This is a genomic window from Epilithonimonas sp. 33E (genome assembly GCF_059372615.1).
In genome coordinates this window covers 606019-630943 of the sequence record NZ_CM182009.1, presented here as the reverse complement: position 1 = coordinate 630943, position 24925 = coordinate 606019, and the positions used below count along the sequence as shown (strand labels likewise).

Here is a 24925-nt window from a genome sequence, read left to right as displayed (position 1 = left end):
TATGAAAACCTATCTTCTAATCATATTTTCAGCGTTACTGGTGGCATCATGTAGTGTTCAGAAAAAGACAACTCCCGAACAACCGGTAAGTACTACAAAACCAATTGAAAATAATTCTCAATTTTTCTCGGCAATAGAAAAAAAATCAACCTTTGATGCTGTAAAAATCAATAGTAAAATTGACGCAAAAACAGGCTCGTTTATTCCGACTCTGGATGCAGTGATCTATGTGGAAAACGGCCAAAAAATATGGATGAATTTAACTGCAGTTATTCTTCAGGCGGCAAGAGGTGTTGCAACTCCCGAAGGTATCAAAGGTTATTATAAACTTGATAAAACTTATATCGATTCTGATTTTAGTTATCTTAACAAACTATTGAATGTCAATTTCATAGATTATAATGCTTTACAGAATTTGCTGTTAGGAAAAACTTTTCTGCCGGTTTCCGACAATCAGTATAAACTGACTCAAAATGCTCAGGGTTTTAATCTCTCATCAAAGGAAACTCAAAAAATTACAGAAAACGGAAAAACAACCGAATATAATATCTCATTGGATTACGATAAAAACCTGGAGCTGAATCATGTATTACTTACCAACCCGAGGAATAACGATCAGTTAGAAATCACTTATTCTAATAGAGAAATCCTTAATAATGAAAGCTTTCCAAAAAGTGTTAAAATAATTATAAAAGCAAAGAAAACAGACGAAATATTGATTGAAAACACGAAATTTGATTTTTCCCGAATGGAAACTACTTATTCCGTTCCTGCCAATTATACAAAGACAGAAATTAAATGATTAAGAAATTAAGTTTTTTTATAAGTATTTTAGTATTCGGAATCGCTTTTGCACAGAAGGACAAAGAACAACTGCAGAAACAAAATGCAGAGCTCAAGAAACAGATTTCTTCTCTTAATGCAACTTTGAATCAGACAAAACAAGAATCTAAACTTTCTATAGCTTATCTCAATGCAGTGAATCAAAAGCTGACGCTCAGAGAAAAAGTTTACAACAACACCCAAAAAGAAAAGAGATTTATAGAGGATGATATTTACAAACGTCAGCTAGAAATCAATAAGAATAACCGAGAACTAAAAGTCCTTCGTAAGAATTACGCAGAGATTCTTGTAAAAGCCTATAAAACAAAAGGTGTCCAAAACAAAGTCACTTTTATCCTCTCTTCCAAAAACCTCGGGGAAGCGCTTAAAAGGATAGAATATCTGAAAAGATACTCCGAATATCAGGACAAAAAAGCAGCGGAAATTTCTAATAAAGCCAAAGAAATCCAGAAAAACATTGCACTCAAGAAAAAATCTGTGAACGAAAAAGATAATCTTCTCCTTTCCCAGAAAAAAGAACTGGCGGTAATTGAAGGTGAAAGAAAACAAAAGCAGGAATTACTGAATGAATTCAAAAAGAATGAAGCACAATTAACCGCAGAAATAAGACAAAAGCAGGTTCAGCAAAAAGATCTGCAAAGACAGATCGCCAATATTATTGCTGAAGAGATCCGAATAGCGAAAGCCAAAGAAGAAGCAGAGAAAAAGGCTGAAGCTGAAAGAAAAAGGTTAGCAGAAATTGCCGCTAAAAAAGAAAAAGAAAGAATTGAAGCAGAAAACAGAGCCAGGCTGGCAGCAGCTGAAGCTGAAAGAAAAAAAGCAGAGGCTGAACTGAAAAAAGCTAATGAATTAGCTGCTAAAAAAGCAGAAGACGAAAGGAAATTAGCAGAATCTAACAAAGCAGCAGAGAAAAAGGCAGCAGCAGAAAAAGCAACAAGAGAAGCTGAAGAAAGAGCAAAAGCCGCTAATGACAAAGTAGTTGCCGCAAAAGCTAATGAGGCAGCAATCAACAAGAAGAATGAAGACGCCAAAGATGAGGCGGAGAAAAAAGTAATGAAAAGTTATGGCGTCGGCTCTACTGTCGGAAGTAATTTTGCCGATAACAGAGGACATATCACTTTTCCTGTTGACAGAGGAACTGTAACGCACCGTTTTGGGAGACAGCCACATCCTGTTTTCAAAAATATTGTGGAAGAAAACATTGGAATCAAAATCGCTGTTTCGCCCGGAACAAAAGCCCGTTGTGTTTTTCCTGGAGTGGTTTCCAGCATCCAGGCAATTAATGGAAGCCGAACAGTTGTTGTAAAACATGGCAATTATTTCACTGTATACTCTAACTTAACCAGCACATTGGTAAAAGCTAACCAGCAAGTCTCTGCAGGAACACTGATTGGAGAGGTTGGCAGTGATTTTGACGGATCTATTACATTAGATTTTCAGATTTGGAATGGTACGACTCCGGTAGATCCTCTAGGTTGGGTTTCGTATTAAAAAATACTTTAACTTTGCAAAAAAATTGAAATGACACTAGCAACTGTTATATTAAGTCTTTCTTGGCAACATATATTAATTGTAGCTTTGATATTGCTTTTATTATTTGGAGGTAAAAAAATTCCCGAATTGATGAAAGGTTTAGGCTCTGGCATTAAAGAGTTCAAAGATGCGGTAAAGGATGAAGATAAGAAAAAAGATTCATCATCTAATCCGAATGATCCTTCTTAAAAAGAAATAATTAATGAATTTGACTGAAAAAGCGTGGGAAATCTTTAACCAGTCGGTTAATGACTACCATATAAATGACGATGTTAATTCACAAGAAAACAATCCATTCCAAGCTAATAGTTTGGAATGGATTTTGTATTCAAAAAACTGGATTGATACCGTTCAGTGGCATCTGGAAGATATAATTCGAGAAGAAGATATTGACCCGACAGAAGCTTTAAAAATAAAAAGAAGGATTGATAAGCTCAATCAGAAAAGAACAGATATGGTTGAACAAATCGATTTTTGGTTCTATAAAACTTTTGAAAATATTGTTCCTGATCAGGATGCCAGAATCAACAGTGAAACACCAGCTTGGTCTATCGATAGGTTTTCTATCTTATCATTGAAAATATATCACATGTCTATAGAAGCTTCCCGAAAAGATGCTTCGGAAGAACACAGATTACAATGTTCTCAAAAACTACAAGTCCTTCTTGAACAGAAAAAAGACTTGGAAACCGCAATAGATCAGCTACTTTCTGACATAGAAAACGGTAAAGTTAAGATGAAACTTTATAAACAGATGAAGATGTATAATGACGAGAGTCTTAACCCAATCCTGTATCAAAAAATGCAGAGAAAATGAAAAGTTTGTACAAACTTTTAGCCGTTATATTTATCATTAATCTTTCAGACTCCTGTTCTACCAGTTCGGCAGCCTCAGAGGAATTGCATTCGGATAGTTTGTCAGATACATACGCATATCTTACACCGGAAGCCATTGTATATGCTTCTTCTATCTCCAACCTTATTTCAACTTTTCCTAAATTCAGAAATGATGCTGTAAATAGGGAAGTTTCCTCTTTAAAAAATTCGCTTACCAATTATCTTCTTGCAATCCGTAATTTTAACCTGGCAGATAAACATAACTCTCTCAGAGAATTTGAAAAGTATTATAAAAAGATACAAAAATTACGAAAGTTTATGACTCGTGATGATGACGAAGTGCTTAACAGATATATGGTAAAGATAAAAACCAATATGAATTTGCTGGAAGCATCTCAAAGCAAAAGTATAGAGTCAACTTCTATGTCTTCTAATTAACACCTTTTTATTTAATGTTAAAAACACAAGCAGAAGCGAACGTTCCCACAGATTTTGGGGAATTCAAAATGATGGCTTTTTCAGAAGATGATAAAAATTGGATGCCACATATGGCTCTGATTGCAAAAAATACAGATCTAGAAAAACCTGTTAATGTGAGAATCCATTCCGAATGTATCACCGGAGAAGTCTTTCATTCTCAAAAGTGCGAATGCGGACAGCAATTGGATTCAGCAATGAAATATATGCAGGAAAATGGTGGTCTGATTATCTATCTGAGACAAGAAGGAAGAAATATTGGCATCATCAATAAGCTTAAAGCTTATGCACTGCAAGAGAAAGGACTGGATACCGTTCAAGCTAATTTGGAATTGGGCTTACCTGCAGATGACAGGGATTTTGGCGTTGCAATAGAAATGCTGCAAAAATTAGGTGTCAAATCAGTCAATCTAATGACCAATAATCCTGAAAAAATACAGATTATCAAAGACAGTGATATCGAGTTCAATTCCAGGATACCATTACAAATTAAATCTAATGAAGTCAGTGCATCTTACCTCAAGACAAAAAAAGACTTTTTCGGGCATCTTTTGGATGATGAAAACCAATAAATCTCGAATTCTATAAAAAAATAAAACCCGTCAAATGACGGGTTTTTTTATTCGATACAATCAAATAAAGTATTATTTCTTTTTAGCACCAGCAACAGCAGTAGCTAAATCAGCACCAGCCTTGAATTTTGCAACTTTTTTAGCAGCAATTTTGATTGGTTTTTTTGTAGCAGGATTGATACCTTGTCTTGCAGCTCTTTCAGATACCGAGAAAGTTCCAAATCCTACTAAAGATACTTTACCTTCTTTTTTCTTAAGAGTTTCTGTTACGTTAGAAACGAATGATTCCAAAGCTTTTTTAGCAGCAGCTTTTGTGATTTCTGCATCTTTTGCAATAGCGTCGATTAATTCAGACTTGTTCATAATATTTATTAATTAAAGTTATGTTGTTATAGCAAATATAAGACAATTTTAATATCACGCAAATATTTTTATAAAATTTAGTGAAAAATATATCTTTTATTTTATTATGATGAATTTTTACTAAAATCAATATTAACGAAAATACTCACTTTACAGCAATTCATTGCATACAATTTTCCACTATTCATCAACAATTGAGCCAAAACAAAACAACTAATGTCAATATTCATAAATTCATAATAATCGCCGTTTATTTTGCGAGGTCTTATATAAGTTTTTAAGGAACAAATTTTTCAAACTTTTATTTATTTAACGTAAATTTGTACCTATGTTAATTGAAGTTTTTAAATCGAAAATTCACAGAGTTCGCGTCACAGAATCGGACCTTAATTATATTGGAAGCATCACTATAGACGAAGACCTTATAGAAGCGGCCGGTTTAATTGTTGGTGAAAGAGTCTACATTGTGAATGTGAATAACGGTGAGCGCTTTGACACTTATGTTATCAAGGGCAAAAGAAAATCCGGAGATATTTGTCTTAACGGTCCTGCAGCAAGAAAAGTTCATAAAGGCGATATCATCATTATCATTGCTTATGCACAGATGACGCCGGAAGAAGCAAAAAATTTCCAGCCAAAAATAGTTTTTCCGGATGAAGCAACCAATCTTCTAACATAATTTCAACTCATAGCTCTTGGAAGAAAAAAAGTCATCAGCATTCAAAAATGCAATTACAATTCTGATTTCTGTTGCTGTTGCAGGAGTTTTTCTTTGGGTTGCTCTCAGAGGTCTGGACGTTGACAAAATCAAAAATTCTTTACAAAAAGCCAATTATCTTTGGGTATTGTTCGCAGCAGTTTTTGGTATTTCCGCTTATATTTTCAGGGCAGTTCGCTGGAACCTTCTACTGGAACCAATGGGTTACAAAATCTCTAACAGCAATTCGCTCTGGTCAATTTCTTTTGGATATCTGATGAATCTTACGATCCCAAGAAGTGGTGAAGTGGCCCGCTCAACAGCCCTTTATGGTGTCGAAAAAGTTCCTGTTGACAAATCTTTTGGAACTATTATTCTGGAACGGGTTGTGGATTTGGTTTGTATGGGAATCTTTGCATTATTAACATTGATTTTTAAATATGATGCTTTAATTGCTTTTTACAAATCTGCAACTGAACAAAAAAATCAAGCAGCACCTCAATCCGATTCTAACATGAGTTATATCGTTTTAGGCTTTATCGCTTTTCTGGTCATTTTATTGTTCATCTTCAGAAAACATCTACAAAAATCATCCATTTACAACAAAATTATTGGGTTTGGAAAAGGAATTTTAGAAGGTCTGAAATCCATTCTAAAACTTCGTCAAAAAGGAAAATTCATTCTTCTGACTGCAGGAATCTGGATCTGCTATTTCTTTGCATCATATTTAGTTTGCTTCTCACTTCCGGAAACCTCAGATTTTACTCCCGCTGACGGATGTTTCATTTTGGTTGTCGGAACATTAGGAATGATTATCCCTGCGAGTGGCGGAATCGGCGCTTTTAATCTGGCTATGAAATTTGGATTCACAGCATTATTCATTTCTATGGGAAAAGACGCTGTGGAAGGCGGAGAATTAGGACTCGCCTACTCTTTCATCACATTGCCACTACAAATCATTATTATGCTCGTAATGGGACTTATTTCTATTCCGATGTTAGCTAAGAATAGAAAAATTTAACTCAACTTTCTCTTTTAAAGTTTACGGCTTTCCGTATTTTTTCTTCTTACAAAATTGTATTTTTGAAGAATGGAAATCTCTTATCTAATCATTGGTTTTTTTGTGGGCGGTATTTTAGGCGCTGCTATAGTTTATTTTGTGCTTAAGTCTTCTTCAGTTGCCAGGAATCTATATGATGAACTTAATAATAACTTCATCAAAATCAATTCTGACCTACAGAATTCTCAATCAAAAATTGATGAGCTTAACAGGTTCTTACAAGAAGAAAAATATAATAATGCTCAGCAATCTGATGTTCTTAATCAGTTAAAAAATAATGTCGCGACACTTTCTGCAGAGAACAATGCGCAATCACAGAAAATAACGGAACAGCAGGAACTTAATCAAAACCAAAATTCGGAAATACGAAATCTTCTGGACGAACTGCAAAAACTGATTGCTGTAAAATCACAATTATCAGCGCAAAACGAAACACTCCAGAAACTTCTCGATTCCCAGAAAGAAGAAATCACTAAAATCCAGGAACAGGCAAAAGAACAGTTTGAAAACCTGGCCAATAAAATCTTAGAAGAGAAAACTGAGAAATTCACAACACTTAATCAGACCAACTTGAAAACGATTCTTGAGCCTTTCCAGGAAAGAATTGTTGAGCTGAAAAATCGAGTGAACGAAGCTTATGAAAAGGAAAATAAAGAACGCTTCTCTCTCGCTGAAAAAGTAAAAGAATTGGCAGAACTGAATCAACAGATTTCTGATGATGCCAAAAAATTGACCCGAGCTTTGAAAGGCGAATCCAAAACGCAAGGAAATTGGGGAGAAATGATATTGGAAAGTATTTTGGAAAAGTCAGGGTTGGTAAAAGGAAGAGAATATTTCTTAGAACACGAGCTGCGTGATGAGGATAACAAAGCCTTGTTCTCAGAATTTTCCGGCAAGAAAATGCGTCCCGATGCGGTTGTGAAATATCCGGATGAACGGAATGTTATCATCGATTCCAAAGTTTCTCTTTCTGCTTTTACAGAATTGGTGGATGAGACCGATGCCAACATCATCAGCATAAAACAAACACAGCATCTTAATTCAATCAAAAATCACATTCAGCAACTGTCTCAGAAAGCTTATGATGATTATGGAAAATCCCTTGATTTTGTAATGATGTTTATTCCGAGCGAACCGGCTTATATCGCTGCAATGCAAATCGATCAGAACCTTTGGAACTTTGCCTACGAAAGACGGATTTTGTTACTAAATCCAAGCAACCTCATCACTTCTCTCAAACTGATTGCCGACCTTTGGAAACGCGAATATCAGAACCGTAATTCTATGGAAATTGCATCACAAGGTGCAAAATTGTATGACAAATTTGTAGGTTTTGTAGAGAATCTTGACAAAGTTGGAAAAAATATCGATCAGGCAAAAACCTCTTTTACTGATGCGTACAAACAGCTTTACACAGGAAACGATAACCTTGTAAGACAAACTGAGAAGTTGAAAAAGCTCGGCATCAAAAATAAAAAAGAAATCCCGCAAAGCTTGATAGATAATTCGGAAAACAACCTTATTGAACAATAAAAACTCATTCAATAAAAACGCAGTTTATTATTAATGTATGCTTAGGTTCAGAATTCCGCGGCATTGAAATTTAATTTCAAAGAAACATTCCGTAAATTTGTATTGTGAATTCCAATCTAGAACTTCAGCTCAAAACTCTTCCTTCGGAACCCGGCGTTTATCGTTATTATGATAAGAACGACCAGCTTTTGTATGTAGGAAAAGCCAAGCATCTCAAAAAAAGAGTGCTTTCTTACTTCAACAAAAACCAGAACGGTTACCGGACACGGATTATGGTTTCCAAGATTCACCGGCTGGAAACTACCGTGGTGAACAGCGAGTATGACGCTCTTTTACTGGAAAACAACCTGATAAAAGCACATCAGCCGTTTTATAACGTGATGCTGAAGGATGACAAATCCTATCCTTGGATTTGCATTAAAAATGAAGATTTTCCACGAATTTTTCTGACAAGGACAAAAATCAAAGACGGCTCTGAGTATTATGGACCTTACGCCAAAGTACGTCCCGCAAGAATACTTCTTGACACCATTAAGAGTCTTTATAAAATAAGAACCTGCAACCTGAATCTCGCTCCCGAAAAAATTGCGGAAGGAAAATATCGCGTTTGTCTGGAATATCACATCAAAAACTGTAACGGGCCTTGTGAATCACTCGAAACCAAGGAAGATTACGACGAAAAAGTAGAAGCTATCCGAGGAATTATAAAAGGAGATTTCCGTTTTGCAAAGAAATATCTGGAGGAAAGGATGTATCGTTTTGCGGCCAATCTTGAGTTCGAGAAAGCGCAGATGCTAAAACAAAATATAGAGTCTCTGGATGATTATCAGGCGAAGCATACCGTTGTGAATCCAAGTATTGACGATGTGGATGTTTTTGGAATGACAAGTGATGAAACGGCGGCTTATGTCAATTATTTCAAAATAAGAAACGGCTCTATTGTTCAGAGTTTTACAACAGAAATCAAAAAAGTTCTGGAAGAGACGGATGAAGATATCCTGGAAGAAGCGCTGGTAGAAATCAGACAGAAATTTGATTCTACATCCAAAGAGATTCTGATTCCTTTTCATTTGGGAATTGAAATTCCGAACGTTAAACTGATTGTTCCCAAAGTTGGAGACAAAAAACGAATCGTAGAACTTTCCGAAAAAAATGCTAAAGAATACCGTCTGGAAAAATTAAAACAAGTTCAGATCGTTGATCCGGAAAGACACACTAACCGGATTATGTCTGAGATGCAGAGAATTCTCAGAATGCCTGTTGAACCAAGACACATAGAAGGTTTTGATAACTCAAATATCCAGGGAACCAATCCGGTTTCGGCTTGTGTTGTTTTCAAAGATGGAAAACCGAGCAAAGCGGATTACAGAATTTTTCATCCAAAAACAGTGGAAGGTCCAAACGACTTTGCCACAATGGAAGAAGTCATCTACAGACGTTACAGAAGATTGATTGACGAAGGCGAACCTTTACCTCAACTGATTCTGATTGACGGTGGAAAAGGTCAATTATCATCAGCTGTCAAAAGTCTGAAACTGCTTGGACTTTATGGAAAAATTACAATTATCGGCATTGCTAAAAGATTGGAAGAAATCTATTTCCCCGAAGATTCGATTCCATTATATATTGATAAAAAAGCGGAAACACTGAAAATTCTTCAACGTGTAAGAGACGAAGCACACCGCTTTGGTGTGAAGCATCACAGAACACGAAGAAAAAATTCAACCATAAAATCTGAACTTGAAGAGATTCCGGGAGTTGGAGGAAAAACCATTGAATTGCTTTTATCAAAACTGAAATCTGTGAAACGAGTGAAAGAAGCGGACATTGTGACGCTGGAAGAAATTCTCGGAAAAGCTAAAGCTAAAATTGTCTGGGAGTTTTTTAATAATCCACCAAATTCATAACACCGCAACTATCGGAATTCTTATCCGTAATTCTTATCTTTGCAACCTAAAATTTAAAAATGAACAAATACATAAAATTTGTAGCAGCTGCAATCATTATCGCTTTAGGCGTTTATCTGATGTTCAATCGTAATATCGGTTGGGGAATCGTTTTGGTTGTGCTTTCTGCAATTCCAATCGCACTTTTCTTCAAAAACGAAAACATCCTTTTGGCTTTTTGGCAATTGAGAAAACAAAATCTCGAAAAAGCTTCTAAGTTTTTGTCTAACATCACCAATTACAAATCGCAGCTTCACAAAAGTCAATACGGCTATTTCCATTATCTGCAGGCATTGACTATTGCTCAGGACAATCCTGCAAAAACAGAAGGATTGATGAAAAAAGCTTTGGAGTATGGCTTGAATATGAAGCACGACAGAGCAATGGCAAAACTTAATCTGGCAGCATCTGCACTTTCCAAAGGGAGAAAAGCGGAAGCCCAGAAACTTTTGGACGAGGCTAAGCAGTTGGATTCTGCAGGAATGATGGCTGACCAAATCAAAATGATGAAGGAACAGATGAAAATGCCGACAATGCAAAAACATATGCACAACCCGCATATGAGAAACAGAGGAAAGTTTTTCTAGTTATAAAATAAAGAGCAAAATTAGTTTTGCTCTTTTTCTTTACATTTCATCATTATTCTCATAGCCATAGAATTTTGGAATTCTCCAATGGTATTTGACAGCCAACGTCCTGATCGTAACAATTAAAATTATTGTAAAAATCTGAACCAGCGTGTAAGATAAGCCTGTAAATTTTGACATTAGCAAGAAAATTCCACCTCCTACGATACAGGCCGTTGCGTAGATTTCTTTCCTGAAAATCAATGGGATTCTGTTCAACAGAATATCCCGGATAATCCCTCCAAAGCAACCGGTAATAGTTCCCAACGTGAGACATATCAAAGGATGCAGACCAGCTGTCAGCCCTTTCTGAATACCGATAATAGTGAATAATCCCAATCCAAAACTATCGAATATAAACAGCGTTACTTTGAAGTTTTTTTCAATGGATTTAAAAATCATAGAAAATAAACAGGTGAAAAAGATCAGTGAGCAGGTCATCATATCAGTCATCCAAAAAACGGGAACATCCAAAAGCAAATCTCTTACTGTTCCGCCACCAACAGAGGTAACGAAAGCAATAATCAATACACCGAAAGGATCAAGGCGTTTCTGCATCGCTGCAAAACTACCCGACATTGCAAAGGAAATCGTTCCGAGGATTTCTATGATAAGATTAAATTGTTCGTGCACGTTTTATAATTGACTATTGATAAATGATAATCGATAAAATCTAAATATAATAATTAATCATTCATGAATTATTATTTATCATTTATATTCCTAGTTCTACCATTACGGGACAATGATCAGAATGTTTGACTTCTGCTAAAATTACAGCTCTCGTCATTTTATCTTTCAATGGTTCGGAAACAAAATTGTAGTCCAAACGCCATCCTTTGTTCCTTGCTCTTGAACCCGCTCTGTAACTCCACCAGGAATACTGATCCGGCTGATCATTAAAATATCTGAAACTGTCTGTGAGTTGATTCTCGCGCATAAAGCTGGTCATCCATTCCCTTTCCATCGGTAAAAAGCCAGATGTATTTGCCAGACCAATTGGATTATGAATATCAATCGCCTGGTGACAGATGTTGAAATCACCGCTGATGATTAAATTAGGGATAGTTTTTCTGAGTTCTTTAATATAAGCTAAGAAATCGAAACAGAATTGCATTTTAAAATCTAATCTTTCGATATTGGAAGCAGAAGGAACGTAGACGGAGATCACGGAAAACCCGTCAAAATCTGCACGCATAATTCGACCTTCGTTATCGTAACTTTCGATACCGCAACCAAACTCCACGTGATTAGGCTTGACTTTGGAAGCAATCCCAACGCCACTGTAACCTTTTCTAACTGCCGAATGCCAATAACTATGATAACCCAACTTTTCGAAACTTTCTATATCGATTTGATCGTTTCCTGCTTTACTTTCCTGGATACAAATAACATCCGGGCTTGCAACATTAAGCCAGCCTAAAAAATCTTTGGTAAAGGCTGCCCGGATTCCGTTGACATTATAGGAAATGATTCTCATAGTAGTATGATGATAGATTTTTAAAAACTTTAGTTTTTCAAAGTTCGGGATTTTGAATTGAATGGTCAAAAGAAATACGAAACTACTTTCTAGCCCCGATAGGAACGGCATCCTTTTTCTTTTTAATGAAAAAAGAAAAAGATATAGTGGATAGCGGGTGGGAATGGTGAAATAGTCGCCAACCTTGTTGCTTCTATAAATAAAAAAGGCGGAAAAGGTAATCAATCCTTTCCGCCCAATAAACCCAAATCAAATAAACTATGAAAAAAACTATTTGGGCTCTAATATGCTTATCGGGATGATGACCTCTTCCAGAGAGATTCCCCCGTGCTGATAAGTATCTTTGTAATAGTTTACAAAATGGTTGTAGTTTTTCGGGTATGCCAAGAATGTGTTGTTCTTTGCAAAAATATATTTTGAACTCAGGTTTCCTTTTGGCAGAAAGAGTTTGTCGGGATTGTCAATCGCCCAAACATCCCTATCATCATAAGTCAAACTTCTTCCGGTTTTATATCTGATGTTGGTTGACGTTTCCCTGTCACCTACAACTTTACTAGGTTTTTTAACATAAACCGTGCCGTGGTCTGTTGTAATTACCAGCTTGAAGCCATTTTCTGCGGCCGCTTTGATAATCTTGATTAATGATGAATTTTCAAACCAGTTATATGTTAAGGATCTGAATGTTTTATCATCTCTAATCAATTGATTTACAATATTATTATCTGTTTTCGCATGAGACAAAATATCAATAAAATTGTACACAATCACCAAGAGATCATTGTTCTTATGCTGATTGAAGTCGTCCAGAATTTTTCTTTCGAAATCCGCATTCAGGATTTTCAGATATTTCATTGATTTTCCGGATAAACCGATTCTCTTCATCTGGTCTTCCAGAAAGTCTCTCTCATGCTCATTCTTGTTTCCTTCTTCATTATCATTAAACCAATATTCGGGAAATCTTTTTTCGATCTCTGACGGCATCAATCCAGCGAAAAATGAGTTACGTGCATATTGAGTCGCCGTCGGCAGAATACTGAAATAATAATCTTCTGAGGTCTTGTTGTAAAACCTTGTGAATAACGGTTCTATGACCTTCCACTGATCGTATCTCAGGTTATCAACCATCAGCAGGAGAACTTTTTCTTTTTCAACTTCCGGCTTCACTTTGTCTTTGAAAAGTGTATGGCTCATCATCGGCTTTTCATTGCTGTGTAACCAATCTTCATAATTATTCTCAACAAATTTTGAAAACTGGATGTTTGCTTCTTCTTTCTGATTCTGCAGAAGATCAGCAAACTCATTGTCAAAGACCTTATCGAATTTGATTTCCCAGTTCAGGATTTTCTTATAATATTCCGCCCAATCCTGATAAGTTCTGAGATAGGACAATTCCATACTCAGATTACGGAATTCCTGCTGGTAATCAACAATTGTTTTTTGTTCTACGAGCGTTTCACTCTGCAAGTTCTTTTTCAGAGACAAAAGCACCTGATTGGGATTCACCGGTTTTAAGATATAATCTTCGATCTGCGAGCCAATTGCCTGCTCCATGATATGCTCTTCTTCACTCTTGGTGACCATAACAATTTTAAGAGCATTGTCTTTTTCCTTGATCATCGGGATCGCTTCCAAACCGGATATTCCGGGCATATTCTCATCTAGCAGTGTTAATGCAAATTTCTCTTTTTCAATGATTTCAAGAGCCTCGTTCACATTGTTTACGGGCGTGACTTTATAACCTTTATTCTCTAAAAAGACAATATGAGGCCTTAGTAAATCCACTTCATCATCTATCCATAAAATTTTTCCTGACATATATATTTGTATGTTTGATTAATCTCTATCAAAATTATTACCAAAATATCTTAATAATAATTAATTAACTAAATCTTGACGTTAAATATTAGTTAATGCCAATAAAAAATTGCTAAAAACGTTTTCAAAATCGAAACCGCAATTAGCAATTAATAGTTTAAAATATATTATTAAAGTACAAGTGCAGCAATAAGTGCAGCAATTCCGGCGTAAATTGTAACGGTGATTATATCGGACATAGGCTGTGAGAAACGTTTTTCCAAAATAGCATCTTCTTCGATCTGGTTTTTATGGAATTTCATTTTCTTTTCAGGTTTATTCACCCGATGAACCACCAATGAATCACTTTCCCATTGGTCTACCTGGATCTTGTATCGCTTGTCGGCAACTTTTATTTTGTAGATCTTATCTGGCTGCAACTTATCTTTTATTCCTAATTTTATAGATTGCTTCGGCTTTGAATTCGTTTCAATTTTTTCGGTATTAGCAATTTGCATTTGACTTTTTTGAACATGAGCTATCGCAGCATTATCATTTGCAGCCATTGCCATTTCGGAACTTTGAAGTCTTGTTCGTGGATTTTTATTTGTTTCGATCTCTTTTTCATCAGCAACCGATCTATATGTGTAACAGCTTGTAAAAAGACAAAATATAAGAAGCGCGTAAATGTTTTTCATAAAACCAAATTTAAGAAATTAAACGGATAATATCTATAATAAGTATTTGATGAAAAATAAAAGTCTGCTTAACAAAATTAAACAGACTTTCAAATTATAGATCCTTGAAATTGTTATTCCAGAAATCAGTTTACTTTTCTAATTAGAGTAGCTCATCAATTCTTTTTTGTTAGAATTATAGAGATGGAATTCCAGCATTTTGAAGGAATCTCTCGGGATGATGGTTACCCATTTTTTGTATTTCAAAAACCACTTGTTTTGGATACTTGCCAGTCCTTTCGTAAGATAGGCTTCCAGAAAAGGATGTACGTGAAGGTACAATTTGCCTTTTTCTTTTTGAATAATTGTTCTGATGGATTCTTCCATTCTTTCCACAATTACAATTGGAGCGATGATTTCGCCGTCCTTATTCGGATTTTCTTCGGATGTTTCGATGTGCTTTTCGGAACGGACACGTTGTCTTGTCATCTGGATCAGTCCGAATTTTGAAGGTGGCAAAATCTTATGTCTAGCTTTGTCACGCTTCATTTCTTCACGGAAGTGTTCGTATAGTTCCTTCCTGTGTTCCGGATCTGTCATATCAATGAAATCCACCACAATGATTCCGCCCATATCCCGCAGACGCAATTGTCTTGCAATTTCTGTAGCTGCCATTTTGTTGACAGTCAAAGCGTGGGTTTTGTTGGTAGAAGATGACGAGATATTATTTCCGGAATTCACATCCACCACGTGAAGCGCTTCTGTGTGTTCAATTACCAGGTAAGCACCTTTGGAAGCCGGGATGTTCACATGTTTACCGAAACTCTGTTTCAGTTGTTTTTCTACATTATAGTATTCCAAAAGAGGAATATGAGAATCATAAAACTGAACGATATTTTTACGTTCCGGTGCAATTACTTCGATGTAAGATTTCATGTCCTCCACCATTTTTTCGTCATCACAAATGATGCTTACGAAGTCCTGGTTAAAGTTATCTCTTAAGATCGAAGACGCTTTGTCCTCTTCGCTCAGAACCTTACTAGGAACTTTATTTTTCTGAATATTCTTAAATGTGGATTCCCATTTTTTCACCAGCTGATTCATATCATTATGAAGCTCAGCCACTTTTTTTCCTTCTGCAACAGTTCTGATAATCACCCCAAAACCTTCCGGACGAATACTTTCTATCAAAGTTTTCAATCTGTTTTTTTCTTCGGGGTCTCCAACTTTTTTGGAAACAGAAATTTTGTTATCGAAAGGAATCAGAACCAAAAAACGACCTGTAAGAGAAATCTGTGTAGAGATTCTAGGTCCTTTTGTAGAGATTGGTTCTTTTGTAATTTGCAGCAAAACAAGATCACCGGCTGTCAGAACTTTATCAACAGTTCCCAGCTTATCAATGTCCTTTGCTGTTTCAAAATTTTTAAGACTAGATGTCTGTTGTTTTTTGGAAATCGTATTTTTCAGAAACTTCTGATACGATAAAAATTGCGGACCAAGATCCTGATAATGTAAGAAAGCATCCTTATCCGTACCGATATTTACGAAAGCGGCATTAAGATTGGGGGCCAGTTTTTTGATCTTTCCGAGAAACAAATCACCAACAACAAAATCGGTTTTTGTTTCCAGCTCGTGAAGTTCAAAAAGGCGACCATCTTCCAATAAAGCAATTTTTGAAGCGTCTCCCTCATTGGAAATAATCAGTTCTTTCTTCATAACTTCATAAAAAGGTTTTATTAAGATTAGGTTGTAAATATAAAACAAAAATATAGCTGGCAAAACGCCAACTATATTTAATATGTTTAAGACTCAAAAAGGCTAAATTATTTTTTCTTCTTGTGTCTGTTTGCTCTTCTTCTTTTCTTTCTTTTGTGCGTTGCTACCTTGTGTCTTTTTCTTTTTTTTCCGCTTGGCATAATTTATATATTTTTTTACTGTTAATATTCAACTAATTATTTTACTGCAACTTTGGTCTTTACTTTTTCCACAAAAGTTTTTGAAGGTTTGAAAGCAGGAATATTATGAGCAGGGATTTCTATAGCTGTATTCTTAGAAATATTTCTACCTGTTTTAGCCGCTCTGGTTTTGATAATAAAAGATCCGAATCCTCTTAAATATACATTATCTCCATTATACATAGAGGTTCTGATTTCTTGCATAAAAGCTTCGATAACTTTCTGTGTATCATTCTTTTCTACTCCCAGCTTGTTCGAGATGGTATTTACCAATTCTGCCTTTGTCATTTTCTAAAATTCTTTATATTTTTGGTGTGCAAATATAAGACATATTTTTGAAAACAAACAAACAAAATGCTGATTTTCTTCACATTGGAAAAAAGCTTACGAAGTGGTACGATACCAATGCCAGACAACTTCCCTGGAGACAAAACCAGCTTCCTTACAATATATGGATCAGCGAAATCGTCTTGCAGCAAACCCAGGTAAAACAAGGCCTTAGTCATTATCTCAGATTTATAGAAAGATTCCCGACCGTAAAAGAGCTTCATCAAGCATCGGAAGACGAGGTATTATTGTATTGGAAAGGTTTAGGATATTATTCCAGAGCGATTAATCTTCATAAAGCCGCTCATCAGGTTGTAGAAGATTTCGGGGGTGAATTTCCGAATCATTATAATGATATCTTAAAATTAAAAGGGGTCGGAAAATATACTGCTGCTGCGATTGCAAGCATTTGTTTCGATGAAAAAATACCCGCAGTTGATGGTAATTTCTATCGTGTTTTGTCAAGAATTTTTGCGGATGATTTTGACATTTCCAGTTCTAAAGCTTTTCAATATTTCTCAGATTTGGCTTTGTTAGTGATGCCGGACGAAAAACCTGGGGAATTCAACCAGGCTATAATGGATATCGGATCTGAAATCTGCCGACCGAAGAATCCGCTTTGTATGTTCTGTCCTGTAAATGAAGATTGCATGGCTTTCCAAACCGGAAGAGTTTCGGAATTTCCTGTGAAAACGAAAAAGGTTAAAGTGTCAGATTTGAGTCTGAAATATTTTTTTGTGAAATATCAAAATCAATTTCTTATTAAACAACGTGGTAATGATTTTATCTGGAAAAAGTTATACGAATTCCCAACTTCTATTTCTGAGAATTGGAACGAGTATATCATTAATTCAAAAATCGTCAATCATAAACTGACGCATAAAAATCTTTCTATTGAAATCAATCTCATCAATATAGATTCTAAAAAAGAATTTGAAAAATTTGCTTCTGATAATGATTTTTTGATCGTTAATGAAAAACAGGCCGATGAAAAATCGTTTCCAAAACCATTAGAAAAATATTATTTAAAAAAAATATGAAAATATTTTTAAAACTACAAAATTTTATTCCTAATTTAGCATTAGTAACATATTATTTATTAAACAATTATCTATGAAAAAATTTTTACTTTCTTCATTAACGGTTTTTACCTTATTAATGAATGCTCAAACAAATGTTTACAGCTATTCATTCGATTCAGACTTCCCTGCTACATGGATTAAAACTAATCAAAGTACAAGTCCAAGCACAACATCATTATGGTCTAAGGCAACTTATACCACTGCCAGTACTGCGACGAGTGGTATATTTGGAAGTGGTGTAGGAAATATTCCTGTAGGTCAAGCAGGTGGTCAAAATTCTTTTGCACTTGTAAATTATACTAGTACAACATCTACAGCAACCAATGCAACGATAAGCAACTGGCTTTTGTCGCCGGCTGTGAACGTAAAAGATGGTGATGTTGTAAGTTTCTATACAAGGAAAGGAACAGATGGAACAACAGATTACCCAGACAGATTAGAGGTAAGGTATAGCTCCGCAGCAACTACCGTAAATCCATCTGGAACAACTGGCGTTGGCTCGTTTACTTCACTAGGTGTTAGTGTTAATCCAAACTTATTGGCAGGATTTGTATATCCTAAGGTATGGACAAAATATACTTTTACTATTACTGGAGTTGGTTCCAGCGAAGTTCCTGTCAAATTTGGATTTAGATATTTTGTAACAAGTGGTGGTACAAATGGAAGCAACTCAGACATTATTGGTATAGATACATTTTCTATTGACAGAGAAACACTTGCTGTTTCCGATGTTAATAAAAATGCTATAAACATCTTTCCAAATCCAGCTAAAGATGTCTTAAATATCTCTTCCAAAGAGAATTACAAATCTGTGAAAATTTTCAATTTATTGGGGCAACAAGTAATGGAGCAAACGTTTAACAAAGAAATAAATATTTCGAAGTTAGAAAAAGGCGTATATATGCTTAATTTGACTAAGCCAAACAATACGGTTGACAATATTAAGTTTATTAAAGAATAAATAAACTCCAACAAATGTATAGGCTGTTTCTAAACGAAACAGCCTTTTTTATGGATTCAATTGAAATCGTGATTATATCAATATTCTGGACTAAAATTGAATCAGAAAATTGCTGATGCTCTGAGACTCCTCCAAACCAAGCTTTTTTCTCAGCCTTGACCTCGCTACAACAATACTGTGCGGACTTTGCTGCGTAATGGCCGAAATCTCTTTAGAAGAAAGATTCTGCCTTAGAAACACACAGAGACGAAGCTCGTTTTTGGTAAGTGACGGATATTTGTCTAATAATTTTTTATAAAAATCCTCATCAGTTTCTATAAACAGTTTCTCAAACTCAGATTTATTGAGCGCTTGTGACCCTTTTTTGAAGTCCATAATAATCCGGGAAATCATCTTCCTGTCGTCTTCGTACTTCGGGTCCATCTCTTTCAGCTCCTTTTGTGTGGTCTGGAAGATCTCGGAAGCCTGCATCATTTTGATCGCGTTATTGGCCAGTTCTTTATTTTTCTCGTCCAGTTTTTTGGCAAGCAGCTTATTTTCTGTCGCTTTTTTCTCGGATTTACTTTTCTGTAATTTGAACATCAGAAAAACAATCACCGAAAATAATAATAACAGCACCATTCCGGAGATGAAATAACGCTCCCTTTTTTTCTGCTGCTGAAGGAGTTCTTTCTGCTTATTCTTTTCCTCAAATTCCGATTCCAGCCTGGAAACTTTCTTAGCATTTTCTTTGTTGATGGTTGCTTCCGACAAAGATTTTGCAATGTGAAGATAGTATAATGCGCTTTTATAATCTTTTTGATTCTCAAAATAGGAAACCAGCTTTTCCGATGAAGATAATTTGATGTCAGAAAAATCGCTTCTGTTAGCAATATTGAAAGCGCTGGAAAGATAATAATAAGATGAATCTTTGCGCGATGGCTGCGAAAGATAGATATTCCCTATGTCTGTATAGAGACTTGCAAGGTCATAATCTGATTTGATTTTCTTAGCGAGACCGATGCCTTTTGACAGGTTAGAAATTGCCAGATCCTGTTCTTTTAATTTGACATTGACATCCGCAATATTTTCATAAGCAATAATAATATTGAAAGTATCTTTCAGTTTTTCATTTCTTTTCAGGAATTCCTTCAGCATTTCCAACGCTCTGGCGTAATTACCGTGCTCTTTTTCCAGGACCGCAAGATTATTATAGATAAGGGAGCCTTCAACATTTTGGCTTGATTTATTAGACTCGAATTTTTTAAGTGCCGATTCCCAGAAATACCGCGCTTTTTTATAGTTACCCATAAAATAATAACAGCCTCCAATATTATTCAAAATACTAAAAGAACGGTTGGATTCTTTCTCGTTTTTAATCTCCAAAGCTTTATAATAATAGCTAAGAGCCAAATAATAAGACTCCTGGTCTTTATAACAATTACCGGCCGTCACATAAAGCTCAATCCGGGTTGAGTCCGCTATTTCTTTCTCAAAACGAAGCGCCTCCTGGATATAACTCATAGATTTGATACGGTTATTGTTATTTTCCCTAATCAAATTCACAAGGCGTTTCACGTAGGCATCAGAATTTTTAGAATCATTCTGCGCATTGATAAATGTCATAAAAAGTATAAAAAATAAAGCTAAAACAGTCCGCATCCCGAGAAGTAATAATCAAAGTTAAGACTATTTTTCGATTATATTAAACCCTACTTTAAAAGCATTGATAATCAGAAATTTAAATCAAATGTATATAAAATGTTACTCGGCAAAAAACAGAGTATTTATAATGTTACCAATCAAAAAATTGAAAAGTTCTCACTTACTTGTAACATTGCATCAATTAATCATAAAAAATTAAATAAATGAATGTAAAATTACTATTAAAAAGCTTGTTTATTTTATTTTTCGGGCTTTTCAATGCCCAACACATTACATTAGATACCTCATTAGTATCTGATACACAAGGAACCATAGATGAATGGTGGTATTGGTCTGGTGGATTTCCTGTTTTGGGAACCGGATTTACCCCTAATTCAAAAGTAACTGTCTTTGCAACTGACCCAGATGGTAAAAGATGGAGAGATTTTGAAGGGACGGCCGACAGCGAAGGGAAATTCTCTATCCAGATAAGTGCTAAGAAAAACAAATCGGTAAAAGGAGTGCACATTGTAAAGGCGACTGATGAAAATGGTAAGACCACCACTGCTAATCTAACTGTGGTTGCCAATCCAAATGAAAGAATCGTCACCAGTACTAACTTCAAGTATCTGACAATGGACCAATTCTTTAACTTCGGTTTAAAACTCCACGCTACTAATGTACAACCTAATGCACAAGTTGTTGTTCACTTGTTCTCACCAAATGAATCCGGCTCAGGGATTACAGGACAGTATTATGCTGATGAAAATGGAAATTTTGATATTTCTTTCAATGGAAATACCAAAACATATCCTTGGGGAGAAACCATGCCGGATATAGCCGGAACCTGGAGAGTCAGCGTAAGTGAGTACAACTCTAATTATTTTGGAAGTACAGAATTCAGAATATTGCCAAATAACCCAACCCCGCAATCATACGACCCAATAAATAAAGTAGAAAATTTTATTCCATCTACACCAATAACGCGTTTTGAAGTGAATGGCGTTGGATATAACAGCGACCCGAACAGTTTAGATTTTTATGAAGATATGACTGACAAAATTTTTAATCTGCAAGCCGGTCAGACCTATAATGTCAAAATAAAAGGTGAAAACCGTACAGATTACGCACCGGACACCTACACTCTTTTCATTGACTGGAATCATAACGGTATCTTGGATGAAGATAATGAAATCATCAGCGAAGGTTACATTTTCGGATCTACCGGTGTTGACGACAAGTTTACAGAGTTCCCGATTACTATTCCGCAAAATGCAATCAATGGAAATACAAGAGTGAGAGTTCTGAAAATGCAGTCTGTAACAGAATATTCTATGTTTTGGCCGATTGGCGCATCGGGATATTATTATAACTCCGGACAGGCAGAAGATTATACATTTAATATTACAAATGGAATGACTGATCCTGGCTGTGAATTCTCTTGCCCTGCAGACATCAATGCCAATACCAACCCTGGCGGAACTACTGCAAAAGTCAACTATACTCTTCCTTTTGCATGTACCGGAAACTCTACGGCGTCTTGCAGTATCAATTATCCGAGTAATAATTTTCAAAGTTTAGTTAGCTTTAGTAATGTTTTGGTAGCAAATGATTTCATTGTGCCGGCAGGACAAACAATGAAGGTGAATAAAATTGTCCCTAACTTTGTTAGATTCTCTTACGGAACAAGCGTTTACATCTATAAAGACAACAACGGTCAACCTGGCGAGCTTGTAAAATCTTTTGATAACCTTACTTATGAATCTCAAAATCAGGTTGGAACAGCTTCAAATGGATTTGCGGTTTATGAAGTTTCCATAAAATTACCCGAAACAGTAGAGTTACAAAGCGGGAAATACTGGGTGGCAATGCAAGGACAAGGACCTTTAGTTTCCTGGGAAGCTAAAACCAACGACGGATCAACTTCAAACACTTATATTTCCGGCAATAGCGGTAATAACTGGACCGTAAAAGACGGGTTAGACGGCGTTTTCAAAGTTTATTATGAGTGCGCATCTGCTGCTCCGACAGTAGTTTTGGTTCAGGGAGCGGAGTCTGGTTCAGACTTTCCAATCGGTGACAATGTAATTGTCCACAATCTGGTAAAAGACGGTGTGATTATAGATACCTGTGTTTTTAATATTCATGTTAAGGAGATATTAGCGACCAATGATGCTGTTAAAAATACAGTGAGAGTTTATCCTAATCCTGTAGGAGATCATCTTAATATTGAATCCGACAACAAACTGAACAAAGTTGAAGTTTATGACATGTCGGGTAAAAAGGTAATTGAACAAGATGCAAATTCTAAAACATCAGTTCTAAACACCACAAAATTACCGAAAGGAAATTACATCCTGAAAACTAATAACGAAAAAGAAAGCAAGTCTTTCAAAATAGTCAAAAAGTAAATTCATCTTTCATAATTATTTTAATAAAATGCTGTCTCACGTATGAGACAGCATTTTCTTTTCAAAATACCTTTTTACTAATTTAATTATAATTATCTTTGCCGGACTTTGGTTTCCGAATGTTTTTATTCGGGATTAAAAGGGAACGGAGTGCAATTCTCCGACTGTCCCCGCAACTGTAAATCGCAATCCAATATTTTGCAATCTTGCCATTGCTCGCCAAAAATCGAGTGAGAAGGCGCAAAATCAGCGAAAGTCAGGAGACCTGCCAAGGATAATTTTTAATAAATGCTTTCGGAGGAAAGGCAGGTTATGATGAGACGTATTGTTACTTTTTTTTTAATCAGCTTATTGCATCAGGTTTCCGCCCAGGAATCTTTGATCGACACTGTATTCATTGATAATCAATTCAGTAAAGTTTCAAAAACTGCAAAAACATCAAACCTCACTTCTGATAAAATCCTGGAAAATTCAACTTCTTTATCAGATTTGTTGAGATTCCAGTCCAATATTTACATCAAAGAGAACGGAAGGGGTTCAACTTCATCACCCTCTTTTCGGGGAACACTGGCTTCGCACACCGCTTTTGTCTGGAACGGAATCAACATCAATTCAATTTTTCTGGGGCAAGGCGACATTAATAACTTGAATCCTTTGAGTTATGAAAATGTCGGAATCAAATTCGGAGGCGGAAGTGTAATCTACGGAAGCGGTGCCATTGGCGGATCAATACATCTCAACAATAGCCTGGATTATAACAAGGGTTTTGAAGGAACTGTTTTCTCAGAATATGGTTCATTTGCAACTATTAATTCTTTGGTTCGGGGGAAATTTAGTAATGAGAATTTCAGCTTCAATGCTGATATCAATCATTCACAAAGCAAAAATGATTTTGAAATTACTGAAAAAAAATTCATCAACCGAAACGGCGAATACCAGAACACCAGTTTCAATCTTGGTTTAGGTTATAAAATTAATCCGAATAATGAACTCTACTGGCAAAGTCAATATTATGACAGCGATCAGCACTACCCTATTTTTTCGGAAAATCAAACCAAAACAAAATATCAGGTACAGACAATCCGAAATCTGGCGGGTTGGAAATTACGTTCCGGACAATTTAAAAATAATTTGAAGCTTGCTTATATAGAAGACAATTTCCAGTATTTCAGCGATATTGATAAACCAAAAACAAGCAGCGGAATTGGCAAACAATATATTGTAAGAAATGATCTTGACTTTTTGGTTTCAAAAAAATCATCTTTTAACCTTATTACAGAATATCAGTATAATGAAGCAGAAGGTTTTGGTTCGGGTATTCAGAATCCAAAAAGAAACGCCGCTAACTTTTCTTTACTCTACAGAAACGGAAACCTTGAAAAATTCTACTGGGAGCTGGGCGCAAAACAGGATTTTGTAGAAGGTTATAAGAGTCCGTTTCTGTTTTCTGCCAGTGCAAAATATCTCGTCAACAACTGGTATCAAAACTCAATTAATATTTCCAGGAATTTCAAAGCCCCAACTTTCAATGACCTGTATTGGGAACCTGGCGGAAACCGGGATCTGATTCCGGAAACTTCTTATCAGGCAGAGATGTCGCATTATTTTAGCTATCACAATTTCAAACTGGGAATTACGCCTTATTATATCAAAATGACTGATATGATCCAATGGGTTCCTGTAACTCCTGCCATCTGGTCTCCAAAGAATGTAAAAAAAGTTGATTTTTATGGCTTGGAAACCGAACTGTCTTTTAATAAAAATTGGAACAATCATAAGGTTGACGCCAAGATTAGCTATTCGCACACCAGATCTGTAGATTTGGAAACCAAAAAGCAGCTAAGTTACGTTCCGTTTCATCAGATCAATTTCAACAGCAGTTATCAATACAAAATCATTGGATTATTTTTCCAGGCTTTGTATAACAGCAAGCGTTACGTTGATGACAGTGAAATTAATTTTCTGGAGAATTATTTTGTTCTCAATGCAGGAATCAAACTGAATCCAACGAAACACATACAGTTAGGATTTAAAATCAATAATATAACTGATGAAATCTATCAAACAGTGAATTATTATTTTATGCCGAAAAGAAATTATGCTGTCAATCTTAACCTGAATTTTTAAA

The 24925-nt window shown here is 35.6% G+C and carries 23 protein-coding genes and 1 riboswitch; of the genes, 15 read left to right on the top strand and 8 right to left on the bottom strand.

All coding sequences use genetic code 11. The features are described from left to right. Position 1: 1 nt before the first annotated feature. Genes lolB1 through ribA form a run of 6 tightly spaced genes read left to right on the top strand, consistent with a single transcriptional unit; the run spans position 2 to position 4262 of the window. Positions 2 to 802, top strand: coding sequence for a lipoprotein insertase outer membrane protein LolB1 (gene lolB1, locus AC5P2S_RS03040; RefSeq protein ID WP_283416297.1), 801 nt, complete (start codon positions 2 to 4; stop codon positions 800 to 802). Continuing rightward, a complete protein-coding gene (locus AC5P2S_RS03035; protein ID WP_494556168.1) occupies positions 799 to 2334 on the top strand; it encodes a murein hydrolase activator EnvC family protein in 1536 nt (511 codons plus the stop codon). The genes lolB1 and AC5P2S_RS03035 overlap by 4 nt, the downstream gene beginning before the upstream one ends. 30 nt (positions 2335 to 2364) lie before the next feature. After that, positions 2365 to 2565 carry a twin-arginine translocase TatA/TatE family subunit gene (locus AC5P2S_RS03030; RefSeq protein WP_283416295.1) on the top strand — a complete coding sequence of 67 codons (201 nt, stop codon included), beginning with the start codon at positions 2365 to 2367 and terminating at the stop codon, positions 2563 to 2565. A gap of 13 nt (positions 2566 to 2578) precedes the next feature. Then, positions 2579 to 3193 (top strand): DUF4254 domain-containing protein, encoded by a 615-nt coding sequence (locus AC5P2S_RS03025; protein WP_494556167.1) that lies wholly within the window; start codon positions 2579 to 2581, stop codon positions 3191 to 3193. Beyond that, positions 3190 to 3651, top strand: coding sequence for a hypothetical protein (locus AC5P2S_RS03020; RefSeq protein WP_283416293.1), 462 nt, complete (start codon positions 3190 to 3192; stop codon positions 3649 to 3651). The genes AC5P2S_RS03025 and AC5P2S_RS03020 overlap by 4 nt, the downstream gene beginning before the upstream one ends. Before the next feature lie 14 nt (positions 3652 to 3665). Then, complete coding sequence (gene ribA / locus AC5P2S_RS03015; protein ID WP_494556166.1) at positions 3666 to 4262, top strand: GTP cyclohydrolase II; 597 nt, start codon at positions 3666 to 3668, stop codon at positions 4260 to 4262. A 72-nt stretch (positions 4263 to 4334) separates the two neighbouring features. Here ribA and AC5P2S_RS03010 read toward each other — a convergent pair whose 3' ends face one another. Further along, a complete protein-coding gene (locus AC5P2S_RS03010; protein WP_283416291.1) occupies positions 4335 to 4625 on the bottom strand; it encodes an HU family DNA-binding protein in 291 nt (96 codons plus the stop codon). A gap of 328 nt (positions 4626 to 4953) precedes the next feature. Here AC5P2S_RS03010 and panD point away from each other — a divergent pair, with 328 nt between their 5' ends. The 5 genes from panD to AC5P2S_RS02985 all read left to right on the top strand — a co-directional run bounded on the left by panD (position 4954) and on the right by AC5P2S_RS02985 (position 10448). Then, the gene (panD, locus tag AC5P2S_RS03005) at positions 4954 to 5304 is read left to right on the top strand and encodes an aspartate 1-decarboxylase (protein WP_283416290.1); all 351 of its coding nucleotides are present in this window, start codon (positions 4954 to 4956) and stop codon (positions 5302 to 5304) included. Positions 5305 to 5320: 16 nt separating this feature from the next. After that, entirely contained in the window at positions 5321 to 6343 is a 1023-nt protein-coding gene (locus AC5P2S_RS03000) for a lysylphosphatidylglycerol synthase transmembrane domain-containing protein (RefSeq protein ID WP_494556165.1), read from the top strand. 69 nt (positions 6344 to 6412) lie between these two features. Continuing rightward, the gene (locus tag AC5P2S_RS02995; RefSeq protein ID WP_494556164.1) at positions 6413 to 7915 is read left to right on the top strand and encodes a DNA recombination protein RmuC; all 1503 of its coding nucleotides are present in this window, start codon (positions 6413 to 6415) and stop codon (positions 7913 to 7915) included. A gap of 104 nt (positions 7916 to 8019) precedes the next feature. Continuing rightward, positions 8020 to 9822, top strand: coding sequence for an excinuclease ABC subunit UvrC (uvrC, locus tag AC5P2S_RS02990; protein WP_494556163.1), 1803 nt, complete (start codon positions 8020 to 8022; stop codon positions 9820 to 9822). A gap of 59 nt (positions 9823 to 9881) precedes the next feature. Then, entirely contained in the window at positions 9882 to 10448 is a 567-nt protein-coding gene (locus AC5P2S_RS02985; RefSeq protein WP_283416286.1) for a DUF2892 domain-containing protein, read from the top strand. A gap of 39 nt (positions 10449 to 10487) precedes the next feature. Here AC5P2S_RS02985 and AC5P2S_RS02980 read toward each other — a convergent pair whose 3' ends face one another. The 6 genes from AC5P2S_RS02980 to AC5P2S_RS02955 form a co-directional block, all read right to left on the bottom strand. Further along, positions 10488 to 11120: a trimeric intracellular cation channel family protein gene (locus AC5P2S_RS02980; RefSeq protein ID WP_283416285.1), complete on the bottom strand. Its 633-nt coding sequence runs from the start codon at positions 11118 to 11120 to the stop codon at positions 10488 to 10490. Positions 11121 to 11202: 82 nt separating this feature from the next. After that, a complete protein-coding gene (locus AC5P2S_RS02975) occupies positions 11203 to 11967 on the bottom strand; it encodes an exodeoxyribonuclease III (RefSeq protein ID WP_283416475.1) in 765 nt (254 codons plus the stop codon). A gap of 270 nt (positions 11968 to 12237) precedes the next feature. Continuing rightward, positions 12238 to 13782 (bottom strand): T9SS response regulator signal transducer PorX, encoded by a 1545-nt coding sequence (porX, locus tag AC5P2S_RS02970; RefSeq protein ID WP_283416284.1) that lies wholly within the window; start codon positions 13780 to 13782, stop codon positions 12238 to 12240. Between the two features lie 170 nt (positions 13783 to 13952). Then, complete coding sequence (locus AC5P2S_RS02965; RefSeq protein WP_283416283.1) at positions 13953 to 14459, bottom strand: hypothetical protein; 507 nt, start codon at positions 14457 to 14459, stop codon at positions 13953 to 13955. 138 nt (positions 14460 to 14597) lie between these two features. Next, positions 14598 to 16154: an Rne/Rng family ribonuclease gene (locus tag AC5P2S_RS02960; protein ID WP_283416282.1), complete on the bottom strand. Its 1557-nt coding sequence runs from the start codon at positions 16152 to 16154 to the stop codon at positions 14598 to 14600. Between the two features lie 236 nt (positions 16155 to 16390). Continuing rightward, complete coding sequence (locus tag AC5P2S_RS02955) at positions 16391 to 16681, bottom strand: HU family DNA-binding protein (protein ID WP_027383593.1); 291 nt, start codon at positions 16679 to 16681, stop codon at positions 16391 to 16393. A gap of 47 nt (positions 16682 to 16728) precedes the next feature. Here AC5P2S_RS02955 and mutY point away from each other — a divergent pair, with 47 nt between their 5' ends. Then, complete coding sequence (gene mutY, locus AC5P2S_RS02950) at positions 16729 to 17760, top strand: A/G-specific adenine glycosylase (RefSeq protein ID WP_494556162.1); 1032 nt, start codon at positions 16729 to 16731, stop codon at positions 17758 to 17760. Positions 17761 to 17878: 118 nt separating this feature from the next. After that, positions 17879 to 18763, top strand: a complete 885-nt coding sequence (locus tag AC5P2S_RS02945) for a T9SS type A sorting domain-containing protein (protein ID WP_494556161.1) — start codon at positions 17879 to 17881, stop codon at positions 18761 to 18763. 90 nt (positions 18764 to 18853) lie between these two features. Here the strand turns inward: AC5P2S_RS02945 and AC5P2S_RS02940 are convergent, their stop codons facing one another. Beyond that, a complete protein-coding gene (locus tag AC5P2S_RS02940) occupies positions 18854 to 20368 on the bottom strand; it encodes a tetratricopeptide repeat protein (RefSeq protein ID WP_494556160.1) in 1515 nt (504 codons plus the stop codon). Positions 20369 to 20610: 242 nt separating this feature from the next. On the opposite strand from AC5P2S_RS02940, the gene AC5P2S_RS02935 reads away from it, so the two are divergent. Next, positions 20611 to 22797, top strand: a complete 2187-nt coding sequence (locus AC5P2S_RS02935; RefSeq protein ID WP_494556159.1) for a T9SS type A sorting domain-containing protein — start codon at positions 20611 to 20613, stop codon at positions 22795 to 22797. A gap of 92 nt (positions 22798 to 22889) precedes the next feature. Further along, positions 22890 to 23084, top strand: a riboswitch (cobalamin riboswitch). Between the two features lie 25 nt (positions 23085 to 23109). Beyond that, positions 23110 to 24924 (top strand): TonB-dependent receptor plug domain-containing protein, encoded by a 1815-nt coding sequence (locus AC5P2S_RS02930; RefSeq protein WP_494556158.1) that lies wholly within the window; start codon positions 23110 to 23112, stop codon positions 24922 to 24924. The last annotated feature ends 1 nt before the right edge of the window (position 24925 follow it).

Bases quoted from the DNA above. Each gene is read 5' to 3' on its own strand.
- lolB1 (WP_283416297.1), top strand. From the start codon at position 2: ATGAAAACCTATCTTCTAATCATATTTTCAGCGTTACTGGTGGCATCA.
- AC5P2S_RS03035 (WP_494556168.1), top strand. From the start codon at position 799: ATGATTAAGAAATTAAGTTTTTTTATAAGTATTTTAGTATTCGGAATC.
- AC5P2S_RS03030 (WP_283416295.1), top strand. From the start codon at position 2,365: ATGACACTAGCAACTGTTATATTAAGTCTTTCTTGGCAACATATATTA.
- AC5P2S_RS03025 (WP_494556167.1), top strand. From the start codon at position 2,579: ATGAATTTGACTGAAAAAGCGTGGGAAATCTTTAACCAGTCGGTTAAT.
- AC5P2S_RS03020 (WP_283416293.1), top strand. From the start codon at position 3,190: ATGAAAAGTTTGTACAAACTTTTAGCCGTTATATTTATCATTAATCTT.
- ribA (WP_494556166.1), top strand. From the start codon at position 3,666: ATGTTAAAAACACAAGCAGAAGCGAACGTTCCCACAGATTTTGGGGAA.
- AC5P2S_RS03010 (WP_283416291.1), bottom strand. From the start codon at position 4,625: ATGAACAAGTCTGAATTAATCGACGCTATTGCAAAAGATGCAGAAATC.
- panD (WP_283416290.1), top strand. From the start codon at position 4,954: ATGTTAATTGAAGTTTTTAAATCGAAAATTCACAGAGTTCGCGTCACA.
- AC5P2S_RS02995 (WP_494556164.1), top strand. From the start codon at position 6,413: ATGGAAATCTCTTATCTAATCATTGGTTTTTTTGTGGGCGGTATTTTA.
- AC5P2S_RS02985 (WP_283416286.1), top strand. From the start codon at position 9,882: ATGAACAAATACATAAAATTTGTAGCAGCTGCAATCATTATCGCTTTA.
- AC5P2S_RS02975 (WP_283416475.1), bottom strand. From the start codon at position 11,967: ATGAGAATCATTTCCTATAATGTCAACGGAATCCGGGCAGCCTTTACC.
- porX (WP_283416284.1), bottom strand. From the start codon at position 13,782: ATGTCAGGAAAAATTTTATGGATAGATGATGAAGTGGATTTACTAAGG.
- AC5P2S_RS02965 (WP_283416283.1), bottom strand. From the start codon at position 14,459: ATGAAAAACATTTACGCGCTTCTTATATTTTGTCTTTTTACAAGCTGT.
- AC5P2S_RS02960 (WP_283416282.1), bottom strand. From the start codon at position 16,154: ATGAAGAAAGAACTGATTATTTCCAATGAGGGAGACGCTTCAAAAATT.
- AC5P2S_RS02955 (WP_027383593.1), bottom strand. From the start codon at position 16,681: ATGACAAAGGCAGAATTGGTAAATACCATCTCGAACAAGCTGGGAGTA.
- AC5P2S_RS02945 (WP_494556161.1), top strand. From the start codon at position 17,879: ATGAATGCTCAAACAAATGTTTACAGCTATTCATTCGATTCAGACTTC.
- AC5P2S_RS02940 (WP_494556160.1), bottom strand. From the start codon at position 20,368: ATGACATTTATCAATGCGCAGAATGATTCTAAAAATTCTGATGCCTAC.
- AC5P2S_RS02935 (WP_494556159.1), top strand. From the start codon at position 20,611: ATGAATGTAAAATTACTATTAAAAAGCTTGTTTATTTTATTTTTCGGG.
- AC5P2S_RS02930 (WP_494556158.1), top strand. From the start codon at position 23,110: ATGATGAGACGTATTGTTACTTTTTTTTTAATCAGCTTATTGCATCAG.